Below are 14,597 nucleotides of genomic sequence, written 5' to 3'. Positions count from 1 at the left end.
TGTCCCCCACGCAGCAACGACTCGTTCGTCGTCGGCATGTCGACTTTGGTCACGTCGTCAGCGCCGCCTGCTGTCGCGTGTAAGGCACGAGCCCCACACGCCGCGCGTGCCGTTCCGCCCCCTCCCCCGGTGATCAGGCCGAGCTCACCCAGCACGTCTGATGACCCCGCACGCTTCTGAAGGACGACCGCCATGACCACGGCACTTCCGGCCCAGGCCACTCCACTCGGCTCGCCGCTCACCGACATGCGCCATCTGCGCCTGGTGGGCGACACCCCACGGGGCGGCGCCGGGGAACACGGTTCACCGCCCCTCCTCGGCTACCTCGTACTCGTCCCCGAAGGCACCGACCCCGCCGATCTCTTCACCAAGGACGGGGCGCGGCCGGAGATCCGACCGGTTACTTACACGGAGACATTTCCTGTGCGCCGGACGGAAGATGACGTCGTTCGCATCGACTCCGCGCGCCATGTCGCCGAGGTCGAGGGGCGCAGACTGGACCTCACCTACCTGGAGTTCCAGCTGCTGGCCCATCTCGTTCTGGACCCCGACCGTGTGCACTCGCGCGAGCAGTTGGTGGCCGGCGTATGGGGCTACGACCATGTCGGCGACGGCCGCACCGTAGATGTCCACATCGCGCGCCTGCGCCGCAAGCTGGGCAAGGCTCACCGGCACCGGATCGTCACGGTACGGCGCGTGGGCTACAAGTACGTGCCCGACCAGCAGGAGAGCCCCGACGCCGCACCCTGCGGCCGGTCTTGAGGAGACCAGTTTCCATGGGTGTCGCCCCTGTGCCGTCCCGCCCCGTCTCACCTTCCGACCGGACCGGGCCCGGCCGCGCACACTGGCTGCGCGTGGCCCGTGAGACTGCGGAGGACCTGGCCACGGACGCGGTGGCCCGGGACCAGGCGGGCAAGGCCCCGTTCGACGAGGTGTCCCGGCTGCGTGAGGCCGGACTGCTGACGCTGCTGACACCGGCCGAGCTCGGCGGCGGAGGCGCGGACTGGCGCACGGCCTACGCCGTCGTGCGGGAGATCGCCGCGGCCGACGGCGCGATCGGTCAACTGCTCGGCTGTCACTACTTCCTGTCGTGGACGGCCCGGTTCTTCACCGAGCCGGACCTCGCCGAGCGGATCGAGCGGCAGTCCACGGCGGAACAGTGGTGCTGGGGTGGCGGTTTCGCCCGCCAGGAACCTCCCCTGACGCTGGCCGACACCGCCGACGGCTTGATGCTGGACGGCCGGCAGAGCTACGTCACCGGGGTCCTGGTCGCCGACCGCCTCGCCGTGCGGGCCCTGCGGGCCGACACCGGTGAACCCTTCGCCGTCGTCGTCGAACCCTCCCGTCGCGGCGTGCAGGTCGACGGCGACACCGACCCCTTCGGCCAACGGCTCGCGGCCGGCGGGAGCGTGGAGTTCGACGCCGTGCCGATCGGTACCGACGACGTACTCTGCTCCCTGTCCGCGGACGAGGACGTCCTGTCGCCCTTGGCCGCTCTGGCATCGCCGGTCGGGCGGCTCATCTCCGTCCAGCTCTGTCTCGGCATGGCCGAGGGGGTGCTCGCCGAAGCCCGTGAGTACAGCAGGGCTGGCCACTCCCCCGGTCAGCCGGCCTGGCTGGTCGGCTCTCCCCAGGACCCGCATGTGCTGACCGCCTACGGGGAACTCACCGTCCTCACCCGCTCCGCGTCCGCCCTCACCGATCAGGCGCTGGAAGCCTTGCAGAGCGGGCTGGACCGCGGAAAAGACCTCACCTACGACGAGTACGCGGAGATCTCGGTCCTCGTGGCGGTGGCCGAAGCCGCAGCCTCCACAGCCGTGCAGGAGTCCACCGCCCGGGCCCTGGATGTCATAGGAGCCCGCTCGGCGTCCTCGCGGCTGGGCTTCGACCGTTTCTGGCGCAATGCCCGCACCCACACCTTGTACGAGCCCGTCGCCCACCGACTTCGCGATGTCGGGGACTATTTCCTCAATGGTGCGCATCCCCCTTTCATCCTGCCTGCCTGATCCTGGCTTACTTGATCCTGCTTGCCTGATCCTGCTTGCTTGACTCCTGGGACTCCAGCGCTTCTCGTCCGGGCGATTGTGAACGCCGTACTTCACGCGTATGTCAGGGAATTCAGCATGCGAGACAGAGCCGAACGAGACATTGACGTGACCGGATTTCACTGCGACTCTTCTTATGTGAGCAACTCCGAGAACCTCGCCGCGCGTCTGCACGTCGATCTGCGACGCCAGGCCAGCGCCATCTGTGCCGTCGGCCGCTAACCCGCCGACGGGCACGCTCTCGTGCTCTCCCATTGACGGATTCCTCAAAGACACCCGCAACTGAGGTTCCTTTTCCGCCGTTCGGCGTCTGCCCTGCCTTCTTCCAAGCACGGGCGCACCATTTCCGGCTGAGGTTTCCCCATTCCCGGAACCGCCTTGACGTCATTTCTCGCGATGCGCATCCGCAGAAAGAACTCCAGCCGCTCCACCGATCTCGAACAGGACTTCTCCATGGCCACGACCGCATCGACCCGACGCCAATTCCTCTCTCTGCTCGGTCTTTCGGCGGTGGCCGTGAGCTGCGGCACGTCCGCCGGAGCCACGGCAGGCAAGAGCCAGACCAAGACGCTCCGGTACCAGGGCTGGGCGGGCCAGGTCACCCTGCCTGAGCTGGCCGAGGATCTCGGCTATCTGGAGGACGTGAAGCTGGAGTGGGTCGGCAACACGATCAGCGGGCCGCAGGACATCCAGTCCGCGGCAACGGGCCAGACCGACTTCGGCGGCGCCTTCAACGGCGCGGTCGTCAAACTGGCCGCGAACAACGCCCCCATCAAGGCCGTCATCAGCTACTACGGCGCCGACAAGTACGCGTACAACGGCTTCTACGTCCTCGAGGGCAGCCCGGTCCGTTCGCCCGAGGACCTGATCGGCAAGAAGATCGGCATGAACACCCTCGGAGCCCACTCCGAGGCCATGCTCGACATCTACCTCCAGCGAGGTGGTCTGTCCCAGGCGCAGATCGGCAAGGCCGAGCCACTCGTGGTGCCCCCGGTCAATACCGAGCAGTCGCTGCGTCAGAAACAGATCGATGTGGCCGTACTCGGCGGCATCCTGCGCGACAAGGCCCTGGAAACCGGTGGCATTCGCGCGCTGTTCACGGACTACGAACTGCTGGGCGCGTTCAGCGCCGGCACCTACGTGATGACGGACCGCTTTCTGGAGCAGAACCCCGACACGGCCCGGGTGTTCACCACCGCCGTCGGGCGGGCCATCGACTGGTCCCGTTCCACTCCGCGCGAAGAGGTGGTCGCCCGGATGACGGAGATCGTGAAGAAGCGCGGCCGCAACGAGGACACCGCACCGCTGAAGTACTGGCGGTCCTTCGGCGTCGCCGAGAGGTCGGGCCGGATCACCGGCAAGGAACTCCAGTTGTGGATCGACTGGTTGGTCGAGCGCGGCGACATCAAGAAGGACCAGGTCAAGCTGTCGGACCTCTACACCAATGAGTTCAACGGCAACAAGAAGTCCCCCTCCGCCTCGAAGAGCGGGAGCTGATCCCATGCCGGAATCCACCACACCCAAGATCGCGTTCGAGAATGTACGGAAGGAATTCACCGTCAAGGACCGTGCGGGGGCCCGGCACGCGACCCGGTTCACCGCCCTCGACGGCATCGACCTGGACATAGCGGCAGGCGAGTTCGTCGTCCTGGTCGGTCCCAGTGGCTGCGGAAAGTCGACCCTGCTGGATCTGCTCGGCGGCCTCACCCGGCCCACCGGCGGACGGATCCTGCTGGACGGCGAACCCGTCACCGGCCCAGGGCTGGACCGCGGCATCGTCTTCCAGCAGTACGCGCTGCTGCCGTGGCGCACAGCGCTGGGCAACGTCGAGTTCGGCCTGGAGGCCACCGGCGTCCCACGGCGCCAACGTGCCGCACGGGCCAGGGAGTTCCTGGAGCTGGTCGGCCTGACCGGGTTCGAGAACCGCCATCCGCATGAGCTGTCGGGCGGGATGAAGCAGCGGGTGGCGATCGCCCGCAGCCTCGCCTACGACCCCGATGTCCTGCTGCTGGACGAGCCGTTCGCCGCGCTGGACGCCCAGACCCGGGAGTCACTGCAGGACGAGCTGCTGCGCATCTGGCAACGCACCGGCAAGACAGTCGTCTTCATCACGCACGGCATCGACGAGGCCGTCTACCTGGGACAGCGCGTCGCCGTCATGACATCCAGGCCGGGCCGCATCAAGCAGATCGTGCCGATCGCCTTCGACTCCCGTACGACGACGGACGACCTCCGCTCCAGTCCCGAGTTCGCGCGCCACCGTCACGAGATCTGGTCGCTGCTGCACGACGAGGTGGCCAGGGCCCAGCAGCTGGAGAAGGAGGAGGCTTCCGTATGAGCCCCACAACGGGCACGACCACCAAGACCGAGAAGTCCGAGACAGCCCAGACGGCCGAGGGCACCGAGACGGTCGAGACGGTCGAGGAGACCACGGTGCCGGGCGCCGCGAGCAGCGCCGAAGCCGTCCGGGCCCCTTCCCTCGCCAAGTCGGTCACGTCCGCCGCATCCACGGCGTCCCCGCCCGCCGAGGCCTCACCGCCGTACCGGCGCCGAGCCCCCTCCTCGACGGCCCGGGTCCGTCGGGCGGCTCTCTGGACGGTCCGCCGGCTGCCGTACCTGCTGGTGAAGGGGGCGACCAAGTCCGCCGCGATCGTGGCTCTGCTGCTCCTGTGGGAGACCGCGCCGCGGCTCGGTCTGGTCGACCGGACCTTCCTGCCGCCGTTCAGTGAGGTCGCCGACGCCTGGTGGGGGCTGGCCACCGACGGTCAGCTCGCCGACAACGCACGTGCCAGCCTGGCGCGTTCGTTCAGCGGATTCGGTCTGGCCGTGGCCGTCGCCGTGCCGCTCGGCCTGCTGATCGGCTGGTACCGGCCGGTCGCCGACCTCCTCGGCCCGCTGCTGGAGGTGTTCCGCAACACCGCGGCACTGGCCCTGCTGCCGGTGTTCGTGCTGCTGCTGGGCATCGGCGAGACCTCGAAGATCTCCATCGTGGTGTACGCGTGCACCTGGCCGATCCTGCTCAACACCATCAGCGCGGTCCGCAACGTCGATCCCACGCTGCTGAAGCTGGCGAAGTCGATGGATCTGTCCGCACCCCGGCTGTTCCAGAAGGTCATCCTGCCCTCCGCGGTGCCGGTGATGTTCACCGGCATCCGGCTGGCCGGAGCGGTGTCCATTCTGGTGCTGGTCGCCGCCGAGATGATCGGCGCCAAGGCGGGACTCGGCTATCTGATCAACGCCTCGCAGTTCAACTTCGCGATCCCGCAGATGTACGCGGGCATCATCACGATCTCCGCCATCGGCGTCACCTTCAACCAGTTCCTGGTGGCCGTGGAGCGGCGACTCAGCTCCTGGCGCGTGCCCGTCGGCGGCTGACCCGGCCGTCCTCTCGCCCCGCCGGCTCCCCGTCGTCTGTCGCCCCGGCATCAGTCTCCCCTCCGTCTTTCTCCCCCCAGCCCGTGTCACTGCCCCGATCGTCTTGCCACCCCCGATCCGAGGAACCTCATGGCCGTCCCCAGATTCCGACAGCTGCATCTCAACGCCTTCCTGATGAACGCCGGCCACCATGACGCCGCCTGGCGACATCCGCGCACCCAGCCCGAACGTGCCACCGACGTGCGCTACTTCCAGCAGCTCGCGCTGACCGCCGAGCGCGGCCTGCTCGACTCGGTGTTCCTCGCCGACGGCCTCGCCCTGTGGGGGAAGGTCCGGCACAACGCCCTCGGCGGCTTCGAACCGCTCACCCTGCTGTCCGCCCTGGCAGCGGTCACCGAGCACGTCGGCCTGATCGCCACCGTCTCCACCACCTTCAACGAGCCCTTCCACACCGCCCGCAAGTTCGCCTCCCTGGACCACATCAGCGGCGGCCGGGCCGGCTGGAACATCGTCACCTCCGGCAGCGTCAACGAGGCCCGCAACTTCGGGCAGGACGAGCATCTGGAGCACGGCCTGCGCTACGAGCGGGCGCGGGAGTTCCTCGATGTCGCCACCAAGTTGTGGGACAGCTGGGAGGACGACGCGATCCTGCTCGACCGTGAACGCGGCATCTACGCCGACACCGACAAGGTGCGGGAGATCAACCACCACGGGGAGTACTTCGGGGTGCAGGGCCCGCTGAACGTTCCGCGCGCACCCCAGGGATACCCGCTGCTGGTGCAGGCCGGTTCGTCGGAGGACGGCAAGGAGTTCGCCGCCCAGTGGGCCGAGGCCGTCTTCACCGCCCAGCAGACCCTCGCCGACGGCCAGGCGTTCTACAAGGACCTCAAGTCCCGGCTGGCCCGCCACGGCCGTACCGAGGACCAACTGCTGGTGCTCCCCGGCATCGCCCCCGTCATCGGCTCGACCGAGGCCGAAGCCCGGGCACTGGAGGAGGAGTTGACGAACCTTCAGGTGCCCGAGTACGGACTGGCTCAGCTGTCCGGGATGCTGGGCACCGATCTGACCGGGCTGCCGCTGGACGGGCCGTTGCCCGAACTCCCCGAGGAGCGGGACATCAACGGCAACAAGAGCCGCTTCACGCTCGTCGCCGAACTCGCCCGCCGCGACGGCCTCACCCTGCGCGAGCTGATCGCCCGTCTCGGCGGCGGACGCGGCCACCGCGTCTTCGCCGGCACCCCGGAGCAGATAGCGGACGAGATCGAGGAGTGGTTCACCGAGGGCGCCGCCGACGGCTTCAACATCATGCCGCCCCATCTGCCGGGCGGACTTGAGGACTTCGTCGACCACGTCGTGCCGATCCTGCAACAGCGCGGCCTGTTTCGTACCGAGTACACCGGCCGCACCCTGCGCGAGAACTACGGCCTGACCCGCCCCGCCAACCGGCTGGCCGCGGCGGCTGCGGAAGCCGGGGCTGCCGCGGAAGAGGGGGTGCCCGCATGACCGGGCCGGTACTCACCACGGACGTCCTGATCGTCGGTGGCGGCCCCGTGACCACATGGGCCGCGCCCGCTGCCTCCACGACCACCTCCCAACTGACCACCTCCTGAAAGGACACCCGCACATGACCACCAGCACCGGCTTCGACGTCCGCAGGATCGGCGGCCGTATCGGCGCCGAGATCCTCGGCGTGGACCTCTCCGGCGACCTCGCCCCCGCTCTCGTCACCGAGATCGACTCCGCACTCCTGGAACACAAGGCGCTCGTCTTCCGCAACCAGCAGCTCGACGACGCGGGCCAGCTCCGCTTCGCCTCCCTGTTCGGCGAGCTCACCACCGCCCACCCGACGGTCCCCTCCGTCGACGGCCGGCCCAACATCCTGCCCGTCGACGGCGACGAGGGCATCCGCGCCAACCAGTGGCACACCGATGTCACCTTCGTCCGTACGCCCCCGAAGGCGTCCACGCTGCGCAGCATCGTGGTCCCGCCCTACGGCGGCAACACCCTCATCGCCAACTCGGCCGCCGCGTACCGGGATCTGCCCGAGCCGCTGCGCGAGCTGGCGGACAAACTGTGGGCGGTGCACACCAACGACTACGACTACGCCGCCCCGAAGAACGAGAAGGCGGCCGAACACCGCAGGCGGTTCGTCTCCCGCAAGTACCGCACCGCCCACCCGGTCGTCCGCGTCCACCCCGAGACCGGGGAGCGCGGGCTGTTCATCGGCGGCTTCGCCCAGAGCATCGTCGGTCTCGGCACCTCCGACTCCCGCGACCTGCTGCGCATCTTCCAGTCCTACGTCACCCGCCCGGAGAACATCGCCCGGGTGGTCTGGACGCCGGGCGACCTCGTCCTGTTCGACAACCGCATCACCCAGCACTACGCACCCGACGACTACGGCGACCTGCCGCGACTGCTGCACCGGGTGACCGTCGCGGGCGACGTCCCCGCCGGTGTCGACGGCACACTCAGCCATGTCGTCGAGGGCGACGACGCCTCCCACTACACACCCGCCGCGGCCTGAGCCCCCCCCCTGCCGCCGGGCAGCGCACACCTGCACCTGCCTGCCCGGTGGCCCGCCCGCAGCGGAATCCGACCGGAGCCGTACGGAATAATGCACACATGCGGATCTCAGCCAGGGCGGACTACGCGGTACGTGCCGCGCTGCAACTCGCCGCGTCACGGGACGACGGGCCACTGAAGGCCGAGGCCATCGCCGACGCCCAGGACATCCCGCACAAATTTCTTGAAAGCATCCTGAACGATATGCGCAGGGGCGGCCTCGTACTCAGCCAGCGCGGCGGCAACGGGGGCTATCGGCTGGCCAAGCCGGCCGAGTCCATCAGCATCGCCGACGTCATACGCGTCGTGGACGGGCCGCTGGTCTCGGTGCGCGGGGTCCGCCCCCCGGACCTTTCCTACTCGGGCCCTGCCGAGTCGTTGCTCCCCTTGTGGATCGCCCTGCGGTCCAACGTGCGCGCGATCCTCGAGGGCGTGTCGCTCGCCGACATCGCATCGACCGGACTTCCCCCCGACATATCCGCCCTGACCGACGCCCCCGGCGCCTGGGCCAACCCCTGACCCGCCGGGCGATTTTCGCCGTGATCTCGCGGAGCGAGCGAGAGCACGGCGTTCGCCGTACGGACGACTCCCTCGACTGACCCGCTCCCCGCCCGCCAGAGCGGGAAGCGGGTCAGGCCGCGGGCTCTGCCATGGTGCCGCGGATGACAAGGTGCGGGGTGAGCACGACCTCGCGGGGTTCGGTGCGGCCCTCATCCAGGCGTTCCACGGCGGCGGCCACCGCGTGCCGGGCCTGTTCCCGCGCGTTCTGGCTCACGGTGGTCAGGTTGAAGCAGCTGAGCCGGGAGAGGGTGTCGTCGTCGTAGCCGACGACGGACACCTCGCCCGGGACGGCGACACCGGCGCGGGAGAGAGCCGTCAGGACGCCTATGGCGCACTGGTCGTTGAAGGCGACCACGGCGGTGGGCGGGCCGGCACCGTCGAGGAGCTGGCGGGCGGCCCGTTCGCCGGCCGCTTCGGTGTGGTCGCCGCGCAGGACCCTGATGTGCGCGCCCAGGCCGTGGCGGCGCATGGCGGTGTGGTAGCCGCGGCGCCGGTCGGTGGCGATGACGCCCTTGCCGCCGCCGACGTAGGTGATCGCGCGGTGGCCGCGACCCACCAGATGGTCGACGATCCGGCCGACTCCCTCGTCGTCAGCGGTGCGGACGACGTCCAGCCCCGCGTCGGCGATCCGGCGGCCGACGGCTATGACCGGGGCCTTGCGGTCGAGGGCGGCGAGCGTGTCGGCGGGGAGCGTCGGGCCGAGCAGGATCAGGGCCTCGCTGCGGAAGGCCAGCAGCGTCTCCACGGCGGTGTGCTCGTCGCGGGTGCTCGTCAGGGTGCTCAGGACGAGGTCGTAGCCGACCTCCTCGGCGGCCGTGTGCAGGTGCTCGACCAGTTCGGCGTGGAAGGGGCTGTGAATGTCGACCATGACGCCGAGCAGCCGGGTACGCCTGCTGGCCAGCAGGCTGGCGGTGCGGTCGACCTGGTAGCCGAGCTCGGCGGCGGCTTTCAGGACACGCTGCCGGGTGCGCTCACTGGGACCGGGCACCCCGCGCAGCACCAGGGAGACGGACGCGGTGGACACACCCACACGGGCGGCCACATCCTCGAGTCGAGGGCGTTTGTTCGTGCCGTTCGGGCGACGCGCGGAACCGATATCGCCCACGTCCGCCTCCTGACCGCAATCTCCTCGCGCAACACCCTTGACACGCTCGCGAAACGAGCCGATAGTACCAGAACTTAAAGCGCTTTAAATTGTCCTGTTGTTCGATCTAACGAAGCCAGTTCGGGAGTGGGGAGCCTCAGTGAGGACGCAGTCGATCGGGGTCGGCGCCATCGGCGTCGGCATGGCCGACCGCGCCCACCCGGGCGGCTGCCGAACGGTCCCGACCGTGCAGGACACCGGGCTCCCTGAGTTGTGCCTGGTCGCCGTCGAGGAGGCCCACAAGGCACTCGCGCGCGACGCGGCCCGCGGCTACGGCTCCACGGATACCGATGCCGGCCGAGGCATCGTCTTACCGACCACGTTCCTGGTGCCCCCGCCCGCTTCTGAGACCGGCCGAACCGGATTCAGTCTGATCTCCCCTCCCGCACCGCGAGCCTGACCGAGGCCGTCGCGACAGCCCCCGGCCCCATCCAGCAGCCGCGGATCCATTGCCCCCTGAACCCTCCGAGTTGCACAGCGAGGTGCACGAAGCATGAACACATCCCTTCCCCGTTCCCGCAGAATCGTCCCCGTCGTGGCCGTGGCCGCCGCGGCCGCGCTCACCCTCGCAGGCTGTTCCAGCAGTTCGGGCGGCAAGAAGGCCGAGGAGGGGGCGGCCGAAGCGTCGGCGGGCAAGGCCAGTACACCCCGTATGACGGTCGCGATGGTCACCCATGCCCCGCAGGGCGACACCTTCTGGGACATCATCCGCAAGGGCGCCGAGACCGCCGCCGCCAAGGACAACGTCAAGCTCATCTACTCCAGCGACGAGAGCGCCGCCAACCAGGCCAGCCTCGTGCAGAACGCGATCGACCAGAAGGTCGACGGCATCGCGGTCACCCTCGCCAAGCCGGACGCCATGAAGGCCGTGGTCGCCAAGGCGGTGAAGGCCGGCATCCCCGTCGTCGGCCTCAACTCCGGCATGGACCAGTGGAAGGACCAGGGCCTGCTGGAGTTCTTCGGCCAGGACGAGTCCGTCTCCGGTGAGGCCTTCGGCAAGAAGCTGAACGAGACCGGCGCCAAGCACGCCATCTGCGTGGTCCAGGTCCAGGGCCATGTCGGCCTGGAGCAGCGCTGCGCGGGCGTGGAGAAGACCTTCAAGGGCAAGACGGACAACCTGTACGTCAACGGCACCGACATGCCGTCCGTGAAGTCCACGATCACCGCCAAGCTCAAGCAGGACTCCTCCATCGACCAGGTGGTCACGCTGGGCGCCCCGTTCGCCCTGACCGCCATCCAGTCGATCTCCGACGCGAGCAGCAAGGCCAAGGTCGCCACCTTCGACCTCAACAAGGACCTGACCAGCGCCATCAAGGACGGAGACATCGAGTTCGCCGTCGACCAGCAGCCCTACCTGCAGGGCTACCTCGCCGTGGACGCGCTGTGGCTCTACAAGAACAACGGCAACTACATGGGCGGCGGCGAGGCCCCGGTCCTGACCGGTCCGGCCTTCGTCGACAAGTCCAACGTCGACACGATCGCCAAGTTCGCCGCGAAGGGTACTCGGTGATCCGTATGACCCAGCAGGCTGCGCCGGCGGTGACTTCACCGCCGGCCCCCGGCCCCCAGAAGACCGACGGGCGGACCGCGCAGCGCCCCCTGGCGCTGCGGCTGCTCGCCCGGCCCGAAGTTGGCGTCTTCTTCGGCGCCGTCGCGGTGTTCGTGTTCTTCCTCGTCACCGCGCCGCCCGTCCGCGACGGCAGCTCGATGGCCAACATCCTCTATCAGTCGTCGACCATCGGGATCATGGCGCTGCCGGTGGCACTGTTGATGATCGGCGGCGAGTTCGACCTCTCGTCCGGTGTCGCGGTGATCACCTCGGCCTTGACCGCGAGCATGCTCAGCTACCAACTGAGCATGAACGTGTGGGTGGGTGTGATCGTCGCGCTGTTGGTCTCGCTCGCGATCGGCGCCTTCAACGGCTGGATGATCATGCGTACGGGGCTGCCGAGCTTCCTGGTCACTCTCGGCACCTTCCTGATCCTGCAGGGCGTCAACCTCGCGGTCACCAAGCTGATCACCGGCAACGTCGCCACCGACAACATCAGCGACATGGACGGCTTCGACCAGGCCAAGAAGATCTTCGCCTCGACCTTCGACATCGGCGGGGTCACGGTGAAGATCACCATTGTGTGGTGGCTGGTCTTCGCGGCCCTGGCCACCTGGGTGCTGCTGCGCACCAAGTACGGCAACTGGATCTTCTCGGTCGGCGGCAACAAGGCCAGCGCCCGCGCGGTCGGCGTACCGGTGGCCTTCACCAAGATCTCCCTGTTCATGCTGGTCGGCTTCGGCGCCTGGTTCGTCGGCATGCACCAGCTGTTCTCCTTCAGCACCGTGCAGTCGGGCGAGGGCGTCGGCCAGGAGCTGATCTACATCGCCGCGGCCGTCATCGGCGGCTGCCTGCTCACCGGCGGCTCCGGCTCCGCGATCGGCCCGGTCTTCGGCGCCTTCATGTTCGGCATGGTGCAGCAGGGCATCGTCTACGCCGGCTGGAACCCCGACTGGTTCATGGCCTTCCTCGGCGTGATGCTGCTCGGCGCCACCCTGATCAATCTGTGGGTCCAGCGCACCGCGACCCGGAGGTGACCCCCATGACAACCACCAACAAAACCACGCCCCCCGAGCCCGACGGGGCCGCGCCCAAGGACACCGCACCCGCAGACGGCCGGCCGATCGTAGAACTGCGCGGCGCGGGCAAGTCGTACGGCAACGTCCGCGCGNCCCGCAGACGGCCGGCCGATCGTAGAACTGCGCGGCGCGGGCAAGTCGTACGGCAACGTCCGCGCGCTGCACGGCGTCGACCTGCAGGTCTTCCCCAGCCAGGTCACCTGCGTCCTCGGCGACAACGGCGCCGGCAAGTCCACCCTCATCAAAATCATCTCCGGGCTGCATCAGCACTCCGAGGGCGAGTTCCTCGTCGACGGCCGGCCCGTGCGGTTCACCACCCCGCGCCAAGCCCTCGACCGCGGCATCGCCACCGTCTACCAGGACCTGGCCACCGTGCCCCTGATGCCGGTCTGGCGGAACTTCTTCCTCGGCTCCGAGATGACCCGCGGCCCCTGGCCCGTGCGCCGCCTCGACATCGAGCGGATGAAGAAGACCGCGGACGAGGAACTGCGCGCCATGGGCATCATCCTCGACGACCTGGAGCAGCCCATCGGCACGCTGTCGGGCGGCCAGCGCCAGTGCGTGGCCATCGCCCGCGCCGTCTACTTCGGCGCCCGCGTGCTCATCCTGGACGAGCCCACCGCCGCACTCGGCGTCAAGCAGTCCGGCGTGGTGCTGAAGTACATCGCCGCCGCCCGCGACCGCGGCCTCGGCGTCATCTTCATCACCCACAACCCGCACCACGCCTACATGGTCGGCGACCACTTCAGCGTGCTGCGCCTGGGCACCCTCGAACTCAGCGCCGCCCGCAGCGAGATCGGCCTCGAGGAACTCACCAACCACATGGCCGGCGGCGCCGAACTCGCCGCCCTCAAACACGAACTGGCGACGGTCCGCGGCGTCGACGTCGAAGAGCTCCCCGAAGAGGAGGACCTCACCGCCCCCGTACCGGCCTCGTCCGAAGGGACGTCCTGACATGGAGCACGCATCAGCTGTCCGCAAGCCGTGCGGCGCCGCCCGAATGTGCACACCGTGCGAGCCGACTCCTCCCACTGACACACCGGAAGGCACTCCCTCGTGAAGATCGCCCTCGACCCGTACATGATCCGCAACGTCCCGCTCCTCGAACTACCCTCCGTAGTAGCGGAGTTGGGCTACGAGTGGATAGAGCTCTCCCCCCGGGAGGACTTCATCCCGTTCTTCCGTCACCCGCGCGTGGACGACGCCACCGTACGCAAGTTCCGCAAGGCACTGGACACGGCGGGCGTCGGCATCTCCTCCCTCCTGCCCCTGTTCCGCTGGTCCGGCCCGGACGAGGACGCCCGGCAGGCGGCCGTCCGCTACTGGAAACGGTCCATCCAGATCGCCGCCGACCTCGGCGTGGACAGCATGATCTCCGAGTTCAACGGGCGGCCGGAGGACCCCGACCGCAGCGAGGCCCAGTTCTGGAAGTCACTCGACGAGCTGCTGCCGCTGTTCGAACAGGAGGGCATACGCCTGGCCCTGGAACCCCACCCGGACGACTTCATCGAGAACGGCTACGACGCGGTCAATCTCATCCGGGGCATCAACCACCCCAACGTCACCTTCCTGTACTGCGCCCCGCACACCTTCCACATCGGCAGCGACGCCCCCGGCATCGTCAAGTACGCCGGTGACCTCCTCACCCACGTCCACCTGGCCGACGCGCTCGACCACACGGCCTCGTCCGGCAACCGCTACATCCTCAACCCGCCTGGCACCCCGGCGCGCATCCACCAGCACCTTGACATCGGACAGGGCGAGGTCGACTTCGGCGAGCTCTTCCGCGAGCTGCGCGCGAACGGCTTCGACGGCACCCTGACGTCCTGCGTCTTCGCCTGGGAAGAACGAGCCAAGGAATCCTCCGTCTTCATGCGGAAGAAGATCGACGAATACCTGGCCACCTGGTCCTGACGCGCGACGGCCACGCCCCGGCGCGCGGCCACGCCGGGCACGCGCCTCAGGCAGTCCCACGGTGCCCAGACGAGCGGTATGCCTGGCACAGCCCGCCACTCGGGCCCGACCTGACTGACCAGCAGATCATGCCCGAGTGGCGGGCACAGACCCGGTTCCGCCGGCGCCGACCCTCGCCGGCCCGGGGCGCGACCATCAGATCGCGAAATCTCGCAGTAACCACCTATTGACATGACATTTGAGCGAAGGCATCGTTCTTCGCTGTGAGCGCCTTTAAAGCGCTTTAAGTCCTCCCGTGACAACTCCCCGGAGTCTCCGGAGCGAAGGGATACGTGCGTGATGCCGTTCGAAGTGCTGACCATGGGCCG

15 protein-coding genes are annotated in these 14,597 nt (G+C 68.6%); 14 read left to right on the top strand and 1 reads right to left on the bottom strand.

Annotation, left to right across the window (positions count from 1 at the left end; all coding sequences use genetic code 11):
• The first annotated feature begins 192 nt into the window (after positions 1–192).
• The 9 genes from FGD71_RS02745 (at position 193) to FGD71_RS02710 (ending at position 8,501) form a co-directional block, all read left to right on the top strand.
• A complete protein-coding gene (locus FGD71_RS02745; protein WP_119098742.1) occupies positions 193–762 on the top strand; it encodes a winged helix-turn-helix domain-containing protein in 570 nt (189 codons plus the stop codon).
• 14 nt (positions 763–776) lie between these two features.
• Positions 777–2,006: an acyl-CoA dehydrogenase family protein gene (locus FGD71_RS02740; RefSeq protein WP_119098741.1), complete on the top strand. Its 1,230-nt coding sequence runs from the start codon at positions 777–779 to the stop codon at positions 2,004–2,006.
• A gap of 117 nt (positions 2,007–2,123) precedes the next feature.
• Positions 2,124–2,267 (top strand): putative leader peptide, encoded by a 144-nt coding sequence (locus FGD71_RS47875; RefSeq protein WP_205571078.1) that lies wholly within the window; start codon positions 2,124–2,126, stop codon positions 2,265–2,267.
• Between the two features lie 174 nt (positions 2,268–2,441).
• Complete coding sequence (locus tag FGD71_RS02735; protein WP_420878227.1) at positions 2,442–3,542, top strand: ABC transporter substrate-binding protein; 1,101 nt, start codon at positions 2,442–2,444, stop codon at positions 3,540–3,542.
• Positions 3,543–3,546: 4 nt separating this feature from the next.
• Positions 3,547–4,383 carry an ABC transporter ATP-binding protein gene (locus tag FGD71_RS02730; protein WP_119098739.1) on the top strand — a complete coding sequence of 279 codons (837 nt, stop codon included), beginning with the start codon at positions 3,547–3,549 and terminating at the stop codon, positions 4,381–4,383.
• Positions 4,380–5,420 (top strand): ABC transporter permease, encoded by a 1,041-nt coding sequence (locus tag FGD71_RS02725; protein ID WP_119098738.1) that lies wholly within the window; start codon positions 4,380–4,382, stop codon positions 5,418–5,420. Before FGD71_RS02730 ends, FGD71_RS02725 begins: the two co-directional genes overlap by 4 nt.
• 129 nt (positions 5,421–5,549) lie before the next feature.
• Positions 5,550–6,923, top strand: coding sequence for an LLM class flavin-dependent oxidoreductase (locus tag FGD71_RS02720; protein WP_119098737.1), 1,374 nt, complete (start codon positions 5,550–5,552; stop codon positions 6,921–6,923).
• A 121-nt stretch (positions 6,924–7,044) separates the two neighbouring features.
• Positions 7,045–7,944, top strand: coding sequence for a TauD/TfdA dioxygenase family protein (locus FGD71_RS02715; protein WP_119098736.1), 900 nt, complete (start codon positions 7,045–7,047; stop codon positions 7,942–7,944).
• Between the two features lie 98 nt (positions 7,945–8,042).
• Complete coding sequence (locus FGD71_RS02710; RefSeq protein ID WP_119098735.1) at positions 8,043–8,501, top strand: RrF2 family transcriptional regulator; 459 nt, start codon at positions 8,043–8,045, stop codon at positions 8,499–8,501.
• A gap of 112 nt (positions 8,502–8,613) precedes the next feature.
• Here the strand turns inward: FGD71_RS02710 and FGD71_RS02705 are convergent, their stop codons facing one another.
• Complete coding sequence (locus FGD71_RS02705) at positions 8,614–9,648, bottom strand: LacI family DNA-binding transcriptional regulator (RefSeq protein WP_119098734.1); 1,035 nt, start codon at positions 9,646–9,648, stop codon at positions 8,614–8,616.
• A 139-nt stretch (positions 9,649–9,787) separates the two neighbouring features.
• Here FGD71_RS02705 and FGD71_RS02700 point away from each other — a divergent pair, with 139 nt between their 5' ends.
• From FGD71_RS02700 to FGD71_RS02680, 5 genes are all read left to right on the top strand, one after another.
• A complete protein-coding gene (locus tag FGD71_RS02700; protein ID WP_119098733.1) occupies positions 9,788–10,087 on the top strand; it encodes a hypothetical protein in 300 nt (99 codons plus the stop codon).
• A 93-nt stretch (positions 10,088–10,180) separates the two neighbouring features.
• On the top strand, positions 10,181–11,197 hold the full coding sequence (locus tag FGD71_RS02695; RefSeq protein ID WP_119098732.1) for a sugar ABC transporter substrate-binding protein: 1,017 nt from the start codon (positions 10,181–10,183) through the stop codon (positions 11,195–11,197).
• Entirely contained in the window at positions 11,197–12,273 is a 1,077-nt protein-coding gene (locus FGD71_RS02690; RefSeq protein WP_162931001.1) for an ABC transporter permease, read from the top strand. Before FGD71_RS02695 ends, FGD71_RS02690 begins: the two co-directional genes overlap by 1 nt.
• A gap of 135 nt (positions 12,274–12,408) precedes the next feature.
• Positions 12,409–13,269, top strand: an 861-nt coding sequence (locus FGD71_RS02685; RefSeq protein WP_140935807.1) for an ATP-binding cassette domain-containing protein, incomplete at its 5' end; no start/stop codon positions are given.
• A gap of 102 nt (positions 13,270–13,371) precedes the next feature.
• On the top strand, positions 13,372–14,229 hold the full coding sequence (locus FGD71_RS02680; RefSeq protein ID WP_119098730.1) for a sugar phosphate isomerase/epimerase family protein: 858 nt from the start codon (positions 13,372–13,374) through the stop codon (positions 14,227–14,229).
• Positions 14,230–14,597: the final 368 nt, after the last annotated feature.

The organism is Streptomyces sporangiiformans (assembly GCF_005768555.2).
GTDB classification, from domain to species: Bacteria; Actinomycetota; Actinomycetes; order Streptomycetales; family Streptomycetaceae; genus Streptomyces; species Streptomyces sporangiiformans.
Note: the sequence above shows the minus strand (reverse complement) of the source record. Positions and strands in the feature narration are given on the sequence as shown.